15 protein-coding genes are annotated in these 15,749 nt (G+C 67.9%); 11 read left to right on the top strand and 4 right to left on the bottom strand.

Annotated elements, in window-relative coordinates:
* The first annotated feature begins 63 nt into the window (after positions 1 to 63).
* Genes H7I41_RS02290 through H7I41_RS02270 form a run of 5 tightly spaced genes read left to right on the top strand, consistent with a single transcriptional unit; the run spans position 64 to position 5,946 of the window.
* A complete protein-coding gene (locus H7I41_RS02290) occupies positions 64 to 975 on the top strand; it encodes a nitrilase family protein (RefSeq protein ID WP_264010938.1) in 912 nt (303 codons plus the stop codon).
* 9 nt (positions 976 to 984) lie between these two features.
* Positions 985 to 2,115, top strand: a complete 1,131-nt coding sequence (locus tag H7I41_RS02285) for a hypothetical protein (RefSeq protein ID WP_264010937.1) — start codon at positions 985 to 987, stop codon at positions 2,113 to 2,115.
* Positions 2,116 to 2,117: 2 nt separating this feature from the next.
* Positions 2,118 to 3,473, top strand: a complete 1,356-nt coding sequence (locus H7I41_RS02280) for an amidase (protein ID WP_264010936.1) — start codon at positions 2,118 to 2,120, stop codon at positions 3,471 to 3,473.
* On the top strand, positions 3,470 to 5,119 hold the full coding sequence (locus H7I41_RS02275) for a FumA C-terminus/TtdB family hydratase beta subunit (protein ID WP_264010935.1): 1,650 nt from the start codon (positions 3,470 to 3,472) through the stop codon (positions 5,117 to 5,119). The genes H7I41_RS02280 and H7I41_RS02275 overlap by 4 nt, the downstream gene beginning before the upstream one ends.
* A 41-nt stretch (positions 5,120 to 5,160) precedes the next feature.
* Complete coding sequence (locus H7I41_RS02270) at positions 5,161 to 5,946, top strand: alpha/beta fold hydrolase (protein WP_264010934.1); 786 nt, start codon at positions 5,161 to 5,163, stop codon at positions 5,944 to 5,946.
* On the opposite strand, the gene H7I41_RS02265 is transcribed toward H7I41_RS02270, so the two are convergent.
* From H7I41_RS02265 to H7I41_RS02250, 4 genes are all read right to left on the bottom strand, one after another.
* On the bottom strand, positions 5,932 to 8,019 hold the full coding sequence (locus tag H7I41_RS02265; protein ID WP_264010933.1) for a xanthine dehydrogenase family protein molybdopterin-binding subunit: 2,088 nt from the start codon (positions 8,017 to 8,019) through the stop codon (positions 5,932 to 5,934). The two genes, H7I41_RS02270 and H7I41_RS02265, sit on opposite strands and share 15 nt — an antisense overlap.
* Positions 8,016 to 9,005, bottom strand: coding sequence for an FAD binding domain-containing protein (locus tag H7I41_RS02260; protein WP_264010932.1), 990 nt, complete (start codon positions 9,003 to 9,005; stop codon positions 8,016 to 8,018). The genes H7I41_RS02265 and H7I41_RS02260 overlap by 4 nt, the downstream gene beginning before the upstream one ends.
* The gene (locus H7I41_RS02255) at positions 9,002 to 9,523 is read right to left on the bottom strand and encodes a 2Fe-2S iron-sulfur cluster-binding protein (RefSeq protein ID WP_264010931.1); all 522 of its coding nucleotides are present in this window, start codon (positions 9,521 to 9,523) and stop codon (positions 9,002 to 9,004) included. Before H7I41_RS02255 ends, H7I41_RS02260 begins: the two co-directional genes overlap by 4 nt.
* Before the next feature lie 91 nt (positions 9,524 to 9,614).
* A complete protein-coding gene (locus H7I41_RS02250; protein ID WP_264010930.1) occupies positions 9,615 to 10,034 on the bottom strand; it encodes an Rv2576c family protein in 420 nt (139 codons plus the stop codon).
* A 230-nt stretch (positions 10,035 to 10,264) separates the two neighbouring features.
* On the opposite strand from H7I41_RS02250, the gene urtA reads away from it, so the two are divergent.
* The 6 genes from urtA to H7I41_RS02220 all read left to right on the top strand — a co-directional run bounded on the left by urtA (position 10,265) and on the right by H7I41_RS02220 (position 15,727).
* Positions 10,265 to 11,530 (top strand): urea ABC transporter substrate-binding protein, encoded by a 1,266-nt coding sequence (gene urtA, locus H7I41_RS02245; RefSeq protein ID WP_264010929.1) that lies wholly within the window; start codon positions 10,265 to 10,267, stop codon positions 11,528 to 11,530.
* Positions 11,531 to 11,534: 4 nt separating this feature from the next.
* Positions 11,535 to 12,419 (top strand): urea ABC transporter permease subunit UrtB, encoded by an 885-nt coding sequence (urtB, locus tag H7I41_RS02240; RefSeq protein ID WP_264010928.1) that lies wholly within the window; start codon positions 11,535 to 11,537, stop codon positions 12,417 to 12,419.
* Positions 12,416 to 13,543, top strand: a complete 1,128-nt coding sequence (gene urtC, locus H7I41_RS02235) for an urea ABC transporter permease subunit UrtC (RefSeq protein ID WP_264010927.1) — start codon at positions 12,416 to 12,418, stop codon at positions 13,541 to 13,543. The genes urtB and urtC overlap by 4 nt, the downstream gene beginning before the upstream one ends.
* Positions 13,540 to 14,373: an urea ABC transporter ATP-binding protein UrtD gene (gene urtD / locus H7I41_RS02230; protein WP_264010926.1), complete on the top strand. Its 834-nt coding sequence runs from the start codon at positions 13,540 to 13,542 to the stop codon at positions 14,371 to 14,373. The genes urtC and urtD overlap by 4 nt, the downstream gene beginning before the upstream one ends.
* Positions 14,373 to 15,065, top strand: coding sequence for an urea ABC transporter ATP-binding subunit UrtE (gene urtE, locus H7I41_RS02225; RefSeq protein ID WP_264010925.1), 693 nt, complete (start codon positions 14,373 to 14,375; stop codon positions 15,063 to 15,065). The genes urtD and urtE overlap by 1 nt, the downstream gene beginning before the upstream one ends.
* Before the next feature lie 122 nt (positions 15,066 to 15,187).
* A complete protein-coding gene (locus H7I41_RS02220; protein WP_264010924.1) occupies positions 15,188 to 15,727 on the top strand; it encodes a hypothetical protein in 540 nt (179 codons plus the stop codon).
* Positions 15,728 to 15,749 lie beyond the last annotated feature (22 nt).

Genomic DNA, 15,749 nt, shown 5'->3' with positions numbered 1-15,749 from the left:
CAGAATTCTCGGACGCGTCGAACGCCCGAAAATGCACCATCTGCACCGACAGAAGAGAGTGTCATGCCTGATCAGGATGGATTGCCAGAGAACCACCGGCACAGCCCCGTACGCGTCGCCGTCGTGCAGTTCAACCCGCAAGTCGGGGTCGAGAACCTGAAGGCCAATTCCGAGGCGGTCTACGAGCGCCTCAGCAACGCGGTAGCTGAAGGCGCCAACCTCATCGTCCTGCCCGAGCTGGCAACCACCGGCTACACATTCGCCTCCCGCGACGAGGCCTACGCCCACGCCGAGGAGGTTCCGTCCGGCGCGACCGTGGCCGGCTGGGTCGAGTTCGCCGTCGCACACGACGTCTACATCGTGGGCTGCCTGCCCGAACTCGACGGCGTCGAACTGTTCGACACCGCAGTCCTCGTCGGACCAGACGGCTACGTCGGTAAGTACCGCAAGACCCACCTGTGGAACGAGGAGAAGCTGTTCTTCTCCCCCGGCAATCTGGGCTACCCGGTGTTCCACACCAGGATTGGCCGGATTGGACTGCTGGTGTGCTGGGACATCTGGTTCCCCGAGACCGCGCGCATCGTCGCGCAACAGGGCGCGGACATCATCTGCATCCCCACCGGATGGGTGTGGACCCCGCCACCGCTGTACGACGCCAGCGGCACGTGCATGGCCGCCTACCTCACGATGACGGCTGCGCACGTCAACAACGTGTACATCGCCACCGCAGACCGGATCGGCACGGAACGCACCTCCGGGTTCATGGGCAACTCGCTCATCGCCGGGACCAACGGCTGGCCGATCGACCGGATCGCCGGACCTGACGAGGACACCATCGTCTATGCAGACATCGACGTCACGGCCGCTCGTGGCGCCGCGATCTGGAACCAGTTCAACGATCTTCACCGCGACCGCCGCACCGATCTCTACGATCAGCTGCTCGGCTACCGCGGCGGCCCGGCGCTTCCCCGGTAGGGCGCGGATATGACGACCGCACCGTCGACCCGCCCGCACAGCGGCGCTCTGGCGCTGTGGCCACTCGTCGCCGCCATCTGTCTGCTGGCCGCTCTAGTGTGGACCGGCAGCCTGCCCGACGTCGCCCCGGTGCTCGATGTCATCGCCTCAGCGGCAAGTGAACCCAACTTCTACGGGAGCACGCTTGCGGGGCTCGGCCTTCTGGCCGGTGGTCTGCTCGCACATCGGCTGCAGGCCTGCGGGCGGCGGTGGCAGGGGTTTGCCCAGGCCTGCGGATCCGGACTGTGGGTCCCGATGCTGGCCAGTGCGCTGCTCGGTGTGGCCATCAGCAATCTGATGTGGGGTTGGACCATGTCCGACGGCGCCTGGCAGCCGCTGTTCGCTCCGTTCGTCTCGGTGTCGCCGACCGTCGTGCTGATGTTCGGCCCCGACATGAAGACGGTACTCACCGGCGGCGTCCTCGGCGGCGTCGTCACCCCTCCGCTGTCGGTCCTCGGCGCGGACGTCATCTGTCCGTGGCTGGGTGTTCCGCCGGTGGTCGGCGTGACCGGCGGGATGGCAATGGGTGCGGTGATCGCCTTCGCGGTCTGCCGTCACCTGCCCTGGCTGCCCGCGCTGCCGCACTTGCGCCGCGAGCCTGAAACACAACCGCCGGTGATCGCCGAGACGCACGGGCCCGCCTGGCTGTTGCGCCGGGGGTTGGCAGACTTCTCGGAGGCCCAGTTCTTCGGTAGCGAATGGGCCAGCATCGGACTCATCGCCGGTGTTTTGGTGGCATACCTGCTCGACCCGGCGCTACCGGCATACGGGTCGGGTCTGTTGCCTCAGATCCTTGCCGCGCAGGCGCTCGCAGCGGTCGTCGCCGTGCTCCTCTGGCGCAGACAGTGGTCACGGCGGCCGTTCTACCCGACGTTCGTTCCCGTCGTCTCGGTCGCGCCGGCCTGTGTGCTGGCATACGGAGGGACACCAGTCTCGATCGTCGCCGGCGCGGTACTGGGCGCGGCACTCGGCCCACCGTTGGCCGCCGCGATCTCGTCACGACTACCCGCCGACTTCCATCCCTTCATCGGGAACGTCGCTGCCATGGCTCTCTCCACCGCAGTGATCGTCCCTGCCCTGCAACCACTTCCAGGATTCTGACGATGACCGATACCGCAGACACCGATGTGCTGAACGGATACTTCCGTGACCGCGACATCAACTCGCTCGCCGAGGATCTCCGCAACCGCAGGGTGACCAGCGTGGAACTGGTCGGCCACAGCCTGGCGGCCATTGCCCGGCTCAACCCGATCCTCAACGCCTTCACCAGTGTTGGCGCGGACAACGCCATGGCAGGCGCCGAAAGGGCCGACGACGAACTTGCTCGCGGTCGCGACCGCGGACCTCTGCACGGCATCCCGGTGTCGGTCAAAGATCTCATCGACATCGCCGGCCAGGTCACCACCCGCGGTTCGAAGGTGCACCGGCATCGCCCCGCGGAGCACGATGCCGAGTGCGTCCGCCGCCTGCGCGCGGCGGGCGCGGTGATCGTCGGTAAGAATGTCTTGCACGAATTCGCCTACGGCGCGACCGGTGACCGGTCGGCACACGGCGCGTCCCGGAATCCCTCGGACCCCACCAGGATCAGCGGCGGATCCAGTGGCGGTGGCGCCGCGGCCACCGCTGCGGGCATGGTGCCACTCGCCGTAGGAACAGACACCGCGGGCTCAGTGCGGGTGCCTGCCGCGCTGTGCGGGGTGGTCGGGTTCAAGCCCGCGTACGGGGCAATCCGCACCCGAGGCGTTCACCCACTCGCGCCATCCTTGGACCACGTCGGGATCTTCGCCGGCACCTCTGCGGACGCCGCACTCGGGTACGCCGTCATGGCCGGGACAGTACAACCACTCGGCAAAGCGTCGGCCCGGGTCGGCTGGCTCGACCCGTCCTGCATCGGCCCCACCGATCCCGCGGTCACCGCGACGGTTCGTGCCGCGCTGGAAGTCGCGGGACTCCTTTCCGACGACGTCGTGCGGCTGCCGTTCCGGGCCGGCGAATTGTTCTCCGTCCTCAGCGTGCTGCAGGCGAGCGAGGCCTATGCCGAACATGCCGATGACCTCACCGGCCGCCGGGACGACATCGACCCCGAGGTCGTCGATCGGCTTATTCGTGGGCGGCAGATGTCCGCGTGGGAGTACCTCCGTGCCGACCGCGCACGCGACGAACTGCGTTCGGCGACCGCCGAACTGTTCCGGCGATTCGACGTGATCGCCATGCCGACCGTGCCGACAGTCGCCACCGATGTCGACCAGCGCGCACACGTCATCGATGGCGAGGCGGTCGAGGTGCGGTCGGCCTTGCTTTCGCTGACCTGCCCGTGGAACCTCACCGGGCAGCCGGCTGTGAGCCTTCCGGTCGGCGGCGTGTCGGGGCTGCCCGTCGGGCTGCAGCTGATCACCGCAACGGGCAGGGAACACATGATGTTCGGCGTGGCCGACGCAGTCGAAGGCGCTCTGCGGTGACCGTCGCCTATACGCCGCTGCTGCCGGTCGGTGCCGACAGAACGGCCTACCGGCGGCTTGACGTACGGCCTGAGGCGATCCGCACCACCTACGCCGCCGGACGCGAATTCATCGAAGTGGATTCTGACGTGCTCGAGCAGCTTTCATTCGAGGCTTACCGCGATGTGTCACATCTACTGCGCACCAGCCATCTCCGCCAAGTCGCGGCGATCCTCGACGACCCCGAGGCCTCCCCGAACGACCGCTATGTCGCCACGGAACTTCTGCGCAACGCGAACGTCGCCGCGGGTGGCGTCCTACCCATGTGTCAGGACACCGGAACTGCGTTGATCCACGCCGGACGAGGTCGGCACGTACTCACGGACGGCCGGGACGCAGAACATCTCTCACGTGGCATCGCCCGTGCGTACACCACACTCAACCTGCGTTACTCGCAACTGGCGCCGTTGTCGATGTTCGACGAACGCAACACCGGCACGAACCTGCCGGCACAGATCGAGATCTCCGCCGAGGGCGACGACACCTATCGGTTCCTGTTCATGGCCAAGGGCTGCGGCAGCGCCAACAAGAGCTTCCTGTTCCAACAGACCCCCGCACTCCTGTCCAGCGGCAACCTTCTGGACTTCGTCGTCGCCAAGGCCGCCGAGATAGGCACCTCGGCATGCCCGCCCTATCATCTCGCGGTCGTGATCGGCGGCACCAGTGCTGAATTCGCGCTCAAGACGGCCAAACTGGCGTCAGCACACCACCTCGACGGTTTACCGAGTGCGGGCTCGACAGCCGGACATGGGTTCCGTGACCACGACTTCGAGCGACAAGTCCTCAGTGCGACGCAGAGGCTCGGTATCGGTGCGCAGTTCGGCGGCAAGTACTTCTGCTACGACGTCCGCGTCATCCGGCTACCCAGGCATGGCGGCTCGTTGCCCGTCGCGCTTGCTGTGTCCTGCGCGGCCGACCGCCACGTCCTGGGCAAGGTGACTCGCGACGGGGTGTTCCTCGAGCGACTCGAGACCGATCCTGCGCGGTTCCTGCCGGACGCGGACAACACCGCGCTTGATCCGGAACCGGTACGTATCGACCTGAACGACTCGTTGTCGCACACCCGCGCGCGACTTTCCACTCATCCGGTGGGCACCCGGGTGTCGTTGACCGGCACGATGGTCGTCGCGCGGGATCTCGCGCACGCGAAGATCCGCGAACGACTCGACGCAGGCGAACCGATGCCCGACTACCTGCGTCGATACCCGGTGTTCTACGCAGGACCGGCGAAGAGGCCCGACGGCTTGGCATCCGGCTCGTTCGGGCCCACGACAGCCGGACGAATGGACTCCTATGTCGAGCAGTTCCAGGCCGCCGGCGGATCATTGGTGATGCTGGCGAAGGGAAATCGTTCGGACGCAGTACGGCGCTCCTGTCAGCAGCACGGCGGGTTCTACCTGGGATCCGTCGGAGGACCGGCCGCCCGCCTCGCCCATGACTGCATCACATCGATCGAAGTCCTCGAGTACGGCGAACTGGGCATGGAAGCCGTTCTACGGATCGAGGTCGAAGACTTTCCAGCCTTCATCGTCATCGACGACAAGGGCAACGACTTCTACGCCCGGGACACCCGAACACTGCTCACGATCGGAACTGCACCACGATGACAGCCCTGCCCCCAGAACTCGGACACCTCGACCTACGTCGCGTGGGGACGACCCTGAGCGCCGAGAGCCGACCCGGCACTGGCACACCCGTTCTCATCGTCCCGGGAGTGATGGCCGACGCCTCCACATGGCGACCCGTGGTGGAGGCGATCGACCTCCCGAATCCGGTCGTCACCCTCAACCGCCGCGGGCGGGCTCCCAGCGGTCCGCTGGGAGCCGGGTACTCGGTGGGAGTCGAGGTCGAGGATCTGCGCCACGTCATCGACACACTCGGTGACGTCCATCTCTTCGGGTGGAGCTACGGCGCGCTGATCGCGCTGGAGACCGCACTCGGGTGTGATCGGGTTCGATCGCTCATCGCCTACGAACCCGTCGGGCGGCCGTTCGCACCGGAGGTGGTTGCGCCGCTGCACGATGCGGTGGCCGCCGGGGACCTCGACCGTGCTGTCGCACTGGTCAACACCGACGTGTCAGGATTCAACGACGAGTACGTCGCGCAACTTCGGCGCAGCCCGGTGTGGGCGGTGCTCCGCCCCCTCGCCGCGCCGCTGGCCGACGAGCTCGCCGCGATCAACGCGCACCGGCCGACGCTGGACAGATACCGGGAACTGGACCTGCCGGTGACGCTGATCCTCGGCGCCCGCAACGACGGAAACGCGCCCTACGGCACCGCATTCGCCCGCTTCGCCGAAGCGTTACCCCAAGCGAACGTCGTCCGGCTCGCGGGGCAGGGTCACCTGGCACATGTCGAAGCGCCCGCCGATCTTGCCCGCGAAATCCGCGCAGCGGTCCTGCTCGCGGACGCCGTTCGATCAGATGTCAAGTAGCGCGTCGCACATCACCGGCAGGTCGCGGACCCGCACACCGGTCGCGTGGTACACGGCGTTGACGACGGCGGCGGCCGCGCCGACGATGCCGATCTCCCCGGCACCCCGCGAGCCCATCGGATTCACGTGCTCGTCGACCTCGTCGAGCCAGCGCGCCTCGATCGCCGGAACGTCGGCGTGCGCGCTGATGTGATAGGTCGCCAGATCCTGGGTGACCACATGGCCGAAGCGGTGATCGCGCACGCTCTCCTCGTGCAGCGCCATCGACAGCCCCATCGTCATGCCGCCGATCAGTTGCGAACGCAGCGTCGCCGGGTTGATCGCCCGTCCCACCGAGAACATCCCGAGCATCCTCGACACCCGGATCTCGCCGGTGAACCGGTTGACCCGCGCCTCGACGAAGTGCGCACCGAAGGAGTACATGCTGTACTCCTCGGATTCCGGGTTGTCCGGTGCTTCAGCGGTGACCTCTGCACCGACCGCAGGCGCGTCGCCGTGCTGCTCACGGAAGGCGCGCACGGCGGTGACGATCGCGCGTCCCCAGGAGTTGATGCCCGACGAGCCGCCGGCCACCGACGCCTCGGGCAGGTCGGTGTCGCCGATCTGCAACTCGACGGAGGCGAGCGGGCAACCGAGGGCGTCCGCCGCGATCTGGGTCAACGTGGTCCAGGTGCCCGTGCCGATATCGGCGGCGCCGATCGCCACGGCGTAGCGATCCGGCCCGGCGTAGGAGATCCGGGCGGAGTTGCCGGGCATCATCATCGCGGGGTACACCGCCGCGGCCACCCCGGTGCCCACCCACCACTCCCCCGACAGCGTCGCCCGCGGTGCCGGATCGCGCTGCGCCCAACCGAATTCGTCGGCGCCGCGCCACAGACACTCGACCAGGTGCCGGCCCGACCACGGCTTACCGTCCTCGGGGTCGACGTCGGGTTCGTTGCGGACACGCAGTTCGATCGGGTCCATGCCGACGGCCGCGGCCAGTTCGTCGATGGCGACCTCCGCCGCGAACATGCCCGGGCACTCGCCCGGCGCCCTCATCCAGAAGGGCACCGGAACGTCGAGTGCGGCCAGCCGGTGCGACGTACCGCGGTTCGGCGAGGCGTACATCATCCGGGAGACGATGGCGGTCTGCTCGGCGTACTCCTTCACCGCAGAGGTCAGCTCGACCGCATCGTGGGAAACGGCAGTGAGCCGGCCGTCCCGGTCGGCGCCGAGGCGGATCCGCTGGTGCGTCGGTGTGCGGTACCCGACGAGGGAGAACATCTGCTGACGGGTGACGGCCAGCTTCACGGGCCGGCCGTCGGTGCGCTGGGCGGCCAGCAGCGCCAGCACCTCGTGCGCATGCGGCGATCCCTTGGAGCCGAAGCCGCCGCCCACGTGCGGTGAGATCACCCGCATCTGTTCGGGTTCCAGCCCGAACAGCGGGGCGAGGGTCTTTCGCGCCGCGTGCGCGCCCTGGATCGAGTCGTAGAGCGTCACGCGCGGGCCGTTCTCCCAGATCGCGATGCAGGCGTGCGGTTCCATCGGATTGTTGTGCTCGATCGGCGTCGAGTACCACTGGTCGACGACATGGTCGGCGACAGCCAGCGCAGCGGCCACGTCACCCTCCACGGTGTCGGGCGGGTGCGACGGGTTGACCTTCTCGGGCGTGTAAAGCTCCGGATCGTCGACGCGCAGTTCGGTGCGATGGTCGTCGATGTCGTAGCGGACGCCGATCAGACCCGCGGCCTGTCGTGCCGTCTCCGCGGTCTCCGCGACGACGCCGCCGATGAATTGGCCGCGGAAGTGCACCTCGGTGCCCTGCAGTATCGACAGTTCGCCGTCGGAGTCGTCGGCCAGCGCAGGCGCGTCGAAAACGGTCAGCACGTCGATCACACCGGGCAGGTCGCGGGCCGCGTCGACGTCCATGGCGGTCACCCGGCCACGGGCCACCGTGGCCTGCACCGGATGCAGGTACAGCGGCTGCGCCACCGCATGTTCGAACGCATACGGCGCGGTGCCGGTGACCTTCGCACGCCCGTCGAGACGGCGCACCGGTGTGCCGATGGCGTTGATGTCCATGGCGGTCATGCGCCCTCGCCCCCCAGCGCCAGCAGTGTCGCCGTGATCGCGCCGCGGGTGAGTCCGATCTTGAACTCGTTGCCCTGTAAGGGTTTCGCTTGCTCGAGCTCGGCGGCCGCTGCGCGAGCGTAGTTCGCCTCGGTGGCCGCCGCGCCGATCAGGGATCGTTCGGCGACCCGGGCGCGCCACGGCCCGTGCGCCACTCCTCCCAGCGCGATCCGCGCCGAGCTCACGATTCCGTCGTCGACCACCAACTCGGCCGCCACCGAGGTCAGCGCGAACGCGTAGGACGCCCGGTCACGCACCTTGCGGTACTCCGACCGCGCCCGCTCGGGTGGCGGCGGCAGTTCGACAGCGGTGATCAGCGCGCCGTCGGGCAGCACGGTGTCGCGCTCGGGGTGGTCGCCGGGCATCCGGTAGAAGTCGGTGACCGGGATGCGGTGCTCACCGTCCCGATCGAGCGCCACCACGACGGCGTCCAATGCCGCCAGCGCCACCGCCATGTCGGACGGATGCACCGCCACACAGTGTTCGGATGCGCCGAGGATGGCGTGATAGCGCACGTAGCCGCCGAGCGCGGAGCAGCCGGTGCCCGGCTCCCTCTTGTTGCACGGCGTCGTGACGTCCTGGAAGTACACACACCGCGTGCGCTGCAGCAGATTTCCGCCGGTCGTGGCGAGGTTGCGCAACTGCCCGGTCGCACCGGACAGCGTCGCGCGTGCCAGCGCCGGGTACCGGCTGCGGACGACGGGGTCCACGGCCACCTCGGTGTTGCGCTCGTTCGCGCCGATGCGCAGCCCGCCGTCGGCTGTCGGGGTGATGCCGGTCAGCGGCAGACGGCTGATGTCGACCACCAGCTTCGGCGCCACCAGACCGAGTTTCATGTGGTCAACGAGATTGGTCCCGCCGCCGAGGAAGACCGCATCGCTGCGCCCGGCGAGAGTCCGTACGGCGTCTTCGGCGCTGTCGGCGAGCTGGTAGGTGAATGGGATCACGGGTTCGCCGCCTGCCGGATCGCGGCGACGATGTTGGGGTACGCCGCACAGCGGCAGAGGTTTCCGCTCATGCGCTCACGGATCTCCTCGTCGGTGAGCTCCGGGTCGGCCTCCAGGTTCTCGGTGACGAAACTGGGTTGGCCGGCCTTCACCTCGTCGAGCATGGCCACCGCCGAGCAGATCTGACCCGGCGTGCAGTACCCGCACTGGAACGCGTCCTGTTCGACGAACGCCTCCTGCATCTCGTGCAGCGCGTCCCCCTCCGGCAGTCCCGCGGCCGTGGTCACCCGCGTGCCATCCTGCGCGACGGCGAACGTCAGGCAGCTGATCGCCCGGCGGCCGTCGAGCAGCACGGTGCACGATCCGCACTGCCCGTGATCACACCCCTTCTTCGGCGATGTGACGTGCAGGTGTTCACGCAGCAGGTCGAGCAGCGTGACACGGTTGTCGATCCGCACGGTGTGCGTTCGGCCGTCGACCTCGATCGTGACGTCGGTGGCCGGGACGGGAGAGTTCATCGGGCCGGGGTACCCGTGACCCGGTGCCCGAAACGGTGACCGCCGGGCGGGCAGGCCTGGGTGCGTCTTCGCGGGCTGGGCGGCTACCGCGCTACCACTGCGTCCCGAAGCACTGCGGGCTGTAGGGGTGGTCCTGCGCGACGATGATCTGGCCGTCGGCGGTGACCTCGCAGTGCGCGTTGGGCGCCGCGACGCCGCCGCGGGTGGCGCTGCTCACCTGGAGGAATGCCCACTGCGGATCCTCGAGCGACGTCTCGAACACCCACGGTGCACCCGGCGCGATCGTCAGCTTGTCGCGCTTGATGTAGGCGTACGCGTCGGCGTTGTAGGCGGCCATGCTGGGCGGTTGAGCGGTCAGGTAGGTCAGCGTGAAGTCCGCCGGCCCGGCCACCGCGAGGGTGTAGGTGACCTTCTGCCCGGCCGGCTGCGCGACCGACGTCGCCTGGCTCACCGCACAACCCGCGGCCGCCACCACGAGTGCCGCCCCGATCCGCATCGTCGCTGTTCGCATGTCCGTCACATCGACGCAGGCTACCCGACCGTTACAGCCGCGCGCGGTACCCGGTGTCGGACAGCACAACACAGGATGACCAACAGGTTAACCGGTTCGTCACACGGTGACATTTCGAAGAAACACCAGCGCTCTAACGTCCCGATTCGACACCGCCACGGTGCCCCACCTGCGTGTTCCCCGGCAGAGAGATCCGGTGAGACCGCAGTTGACATGACGAAAGGCTGTTCATGCGACTACCTCGACGTGCTGCGATCACCAGGTCGGCCCTGGCGACGGGAAGCATCGCGCTGGCCACCGCGATGGTGCTGGCCGGCTGCGGCAGCCGCGCCGGCGACACCGAGGCGGCCGGCGCCGAATCCTGCGTGGACACCTCGGGTTCCACCATCAAGGTGGGGTCGCTGAACTCGCTGTCCGGCACGATGGCCATCTCCGAGGTCACCGTCCGCGACGCCATCAAGCTGGCGGTCGACGAGATCAACGCCGCAGGCGGTGTGTCCGGCAAGCAGATCCAGCTCATCGGGGAGGACGGCGCGTCCGAACCCACTGTCTTCGCCGAGAAGGCCGAGAAGCTGATCAGCAGTGACTGTGTGGCCGCGGTGTTCGGTGGCTGGACATCGTCGAGCCGCAAGGCGATGCTCCCGGTCTTCGAGAGTGCGAACTCACTGCTGTACTACCCGGTGCAGTACGAGGGCCTCGAGTCGAGCAAGAACATCTTCTACACCGGCGCCACCACCAACCAGCAGATCGTCCCCGCGCTGGACTACCTCAAGCAGCGCGGCGTCAAGTCGCTCTACCTCGTCGGTAGCGACTACGTGTTCCCGCAGACCGCCAACCGGATCATCAAGGCCTACGCGGGCGCCAACGGCATCGAGATCAAGGGCGAGGACTACACCCCGCTCGGCTCGACGGACTTCTCGACGATCGTCAACAAGGTCCGCACCGCCGACGCGGACGCGGTGTTCAACACGCTCAACGGCGATTCCAACGTGGCGTTCTTCCGCGAGTACAAGAACGTCGGGCTGACCCCGCAGGCGATGCCGGTGGTGTCGGTGTCGATCGCCGAGGAGGAGGTCGGCGGCATCGGTGTGCAGAACGTCACCGGGCAGCTCACCGCATGGAACTACTACCAGACCATCGACACGCCGGTGAACAAGGCGTTCGTGGCGGCCTACAAGAAGGCCTACGGCGCGAACAAGCCCACCTCGGATCCGATGGAGGCCGCCTACGTGTCGGTCTACCTGTGGAAGAACACCGTCGAGAAGGCGAAGTCGTTCGACGTCAAGGCCATTCAGGACAACGCGGGCGGCGTCTCCTTCGACGCACCGGAGGGCAAGGTCACCATCGACGGGGAGAACCACCACATCACCAAGACCGCCCGCATCGGCGAGATCCGGCCCGACGGGCTGATCTACACGATCTGGGAGTCGCCGGGCCCGATCGAGCCGGACCCGTACCTGAAGTCCTATCCGTGGGCCGCCGGCCTGTCCAGCTGATCCTGTGGACGTCCTGATCGGACAGCTGGCAACGGGATTGAGTCTCGGCTCGATCCTGTTGCTGGCGGCACTCGGGCTCTCGCTGACCTTCGGTCAGATGGGGGTCATCAACATGGCCCACGGCGAGTTCATCATGGCGGGCTGCTATACCGCCTACGTGGTGCAGCAGCTCGTCACCAGCGCCGGTGCCTCGCTGCTGATCTCGCTGGCGGTCGGATTCGTGGTGGGCGGCGCGATGGGCGCCCTGCTCGAGGTGACGCTGATCCAGCGGATGTACCACCGGCCACTGGACACCCTGCTCGTCACCTTCGGCGTCGGACTCGTCCTGCAGCAGGTGGCCCGCGACATCTTCGGCGCCCCCGCGGTCAACGTGGTGGGCCCGGCGTGGCTGTCGGGTGGGGTGGAGATCTTCGGCGCCGTGGTGCCGAGAACGCGGATCTTCATCCTGGTGCTCGCGGTCGCCTGTGTGGCCGTGCTCGCCACCGTGCTCAAGGCCAGCCCGATGGGGAGGCGCATCCGCGCGGTGGTGGCCAACCGCGACCTCGCGGAGACGAGCGGGATCTCCTCGCGCAAGACCGACATCACCACCTTCTTCATCGGTTCGGGACTGGCCTCGGTGGCCGGTGTCGCGCTGACGTTGATCGGCTCCACCAGCCCCACCATCGGGCAGAGCTTCCTGATAGACGCGTTCCTGGTGGTTGTCGTGGGCGGGCTGGGTCAGATCAAGGGCACCGTGATCGCGGCGCTGGCGCTGGGCTTCCTGAACTCGTTCATCGAGTACAACACCACCGCGTCGCTGGCCAAGGTGATCGTGTTCGTGATCATCGTCATCTTCCTGCAGGTCCGCCCGCAGGGCCTGTTCACCGTCCGCACCAGGAGTCTCGTATGAGGACATTCATCGGACGGTGGCAGACGTGGGCGGCCTTCGCAGTCGCGGCGCTCGTGCTGTTCGTCCTGGCCCCCGCCGTGCTCTCGGACTTCCGGCTCGGCCTGCTCGGCAAGTTCCTGTGCTTCGCGATCGTGGCCGTAGGCATCGGATTGGCCTGGGGCCGCGGCGGAATGCTCGTGCTGGGCCAGGGCGTGTTCTTCGGCCTCGGCGGCTACATGATGGGCATGCACCTCAAGATCGCCGATGCGCAGATCCGCGGCGACGACGTGCCGGACTTCATGCAGATCGCCGGCGTGCGCGAGTTGCCCTCCTACTGGGCGCCGTTCGCCTCGCCGGCGTTCACTCTGCTGGCGATCGTCGTGGTGCCCGCGGCAATCGCCGCCGCGCTCGGCCTCGGGGTGTTCAAGCGCCGCGTCAAGGGCGCGTACTTCGCGATCCTGTCGCAGGCGCTTGCGGCGGCGCTGGCCATCCTGCTCGTCGGCCAGACGAGTCTCGGGGGCAGCAACGGGCTCAGCGGCTTCCGCACATTCTTCGGGTTCACGCTCAACGACCCGGTGAACCGGCGGATGCTGTTCTTCATCGCTGCTGCCACCCTGCTGGTCGTGGTGGCCGTGGTCCGCCAGTTGATGCAGAGCCGCTACGGCGAACTGCTGGTGGCGGTGCGTGACGGTGAGGAGCGGGTGCGCTTCCTGGGCTACGACCCGGCCAACATCAAGGTGGTGGCGTACACCGTGGCGGCGCTGTTCGCGAGCATCGCGGGTGCTCTGTTCACCCCGATAGTCGGTTTCATCGCGCCGTCCCAGGTCGGGATCCTGCCGTCGATCGCGTTCCTGATCGGCGTGGCGATCGGCGGCCGCACCACCCTGCTGGGCCCCGTGCTCGGCGCGATCGGCGTGGCGTGGGCGCAGACGGTGTTCTCCGAACGTTTTCCGTCGGAGTGGATCTACGCCCAGGGCCTGCTGTTCATCGTCGTGGTCGGCTTCTTCCCGGCGGGCTTCGCCGGCCTCAGCGTCCTGGCCCGGCGCTCCCGGCGGCGCAGACCCGAAGCGCCACCCGGGGATCCGGCGCCCGCAGAACAGGTCGACGAGCCCGAATCCGACACCAGAGTGGGAGCCCCGACATGACCACCGCGCAGGCACAGTCGCAGCCGGTGGCGGGCGGAAACGTCGGCATGGGCACCGAATACCTCGAAGTGCGTGGACTGACAGTTGATTTCGACGGGTTCAAGGCGGTCAGCGACGTCGACCTGACATTGTTCCAAGGCGACCTGCGATTTCTGATCGGGCCCAACGGCGCCGGGAAGACCACGGTGATCGACGCCATCACCGGCCTGGTGGCCGCCTCGGGTTCGGTGAACAAGTCGGGGGTGGAACTGCTCGGCAAGAAGGTGCACCAGATCGCCAGGCGGGGGGTCGGGAGAACCTTCCAGACGGCCAGCGTGTTCGAACAGCTCACGGTGCTGCAGAACCTGGACATCGCGGCGGGCGCGGGCCGCTCACCGTGGACGCTGCTGCGCCGGCGGTCCGGCGTTCTGCCGGCCATCGAGGAGGCCCTGGAGACCATCGGCCTGGCCGACCTGGCGGGCAAGCCGGCCGGGGTGCTGGCCCACGGACAGAAGCAGTGGCTGGAGATCGGCATGCTGCTCGTGCAGAACGCCGACGTGCTGCTGCTCGACGAGCCGGTCGCCGGGATGAGCACCGAGGAGCGCGAGGAGACCGGAAACCTGCTGCGCCGCATCGGCGGTGAACGCACCGTGGTGGTCGTCGAGCACGACATGGACTTCATGCGTGCCTTCGCCACCTCGGTGACGGTGCTGGCGCGTGGCCAGGTGATCGCCGAGGGCTCGGTGGCCGAGGTCCAGGCCAACCCCAAGGTCCAGGAGGTGTACCTCGGCACCGCCGCGGCGGGCGCCGAGGGCATACCGGACGAACTGATCGAGGAAGTTGGCGACTGATGCTCGAACTCATCGACGTCCGCACCGGGTACGGCCGGTCGGAGGTCATCCACGGTGTCAGCCTGGAGGTGCCGTCCGACGGGGTCGCCGCGGTCATGGGCCACAACGGTGCAGGCAAGACGACGCTGCTGCGCGCCGTGGTCGGGCTGCTGAAATGCACGGCGGGCAAGGTGGTGTTCAACGGTGAGGACATCACCAAGCTGCGGCCGAGCGCGCGGGTCGCGCGTGGGCTGGCCTACGTGCCGCAGGGTCAGCAGTCGTTCGGGCAGCTGACGACGGCGGAAAACCTCCAGGTAGTCGCGGACGGGCGCAAGAACGGCAGGCAACTGATCGACGAGCAACTCGACCTGTTCCCCGCGCTGAGAGAACTGCTGACCCGGCGGGCGGGTCTGCTGTCCGGTGGGCAGCGTCAGCAGTTGGCGATCGCTCGTGCTCTCATCACGTCACCCACCTGCCTCATCCTCGACGAGCCGACCGAGGGTATCCAGCCGTCGGTGGTGGCCGAGATCGAGGCGGCGATCACCGCGCTTACCGGGCGCGGCGATCTCGGCGTGCTGCTGGTCGAGCAGCACATCGGTTTCGCCCTCGAGTCGTCGCAGCGCTACTACATCGTGGAGGCCGGCCGGGTCACGTCGAGCGGCACCGGCGGATCGGCATCGGAGGCCGACGTACGCGCCGCGATGGCCATCTAGCTCGGGTTTACCCGCGAGCGTGCCGGGGACACCTCCCCGCTTGGGGGGCGTTTGTCGGACGACACGCGCGAAATCCGGGCATCCGCGCACGATCATGCCCGTCGAGCGGGCACACTCTCCGCGTGACCGAACCATCAGTGCTCGCGGATGCCGGCAGATTCGTGGTCGCGGAGGACGGCCCGAAGGTGCTGGTGATCGACCGTGGCCGCACCCCACCCGAGGTGATGGTGCTGCTCCTGACGATCTTCAGCCTGGTCTTCGGCGGTTTCGGCGTCGTCTCGCTGTTCTCGGCCGTCACGGGCACGATCTCGCTTCGGTCGTTGGTGATCGGCGGCGTCTTCTTCGCCATCGGCGTGGCGTCGCTGCTGGTGATGAACTGGATCAACGCATCCATCCAGCGGGCCCGGTCGATGCCGCTGAGCACGATGCGACCGGTGGCCGTGTTCGACCGCAGACACCGGGTGTACCTCGACCCGGACGGCGAAGTCGTCGCACCGCTCGACCAGGTCCGCTTCGAACGCAGGATGCAGATGACGTCGAGCGCGTCGAAGCTTGTGGCGGTCACTCCCGGCGGTGCACGGGATCTGCTGCGCGGCACGCCGTTCAACAGTGTCGGCAAGCTCGACGGGGTGCTGACGGCCCTCGTGCACACCGAGCGGTGAACGCTTGTCGACGGTCGCGACT

Origin of the sequence: [Mycobacterium] manitobense, from assembly GCF_025821665.1 — a bacterium.
GTDB classification, from domain to species: domain Bacteria; phylum Actinomycetota; class Actinomycetes; order Mycobacteriales; family Mycobacteriaceae; genus Mycobacterium; species Mycobacterium arseniciresistens.
The sequence above is the reverse complement of the archived record's forward strand: the minus strand, read 5'-3'. Positions and strand labels throughout refer to the sequence as shown.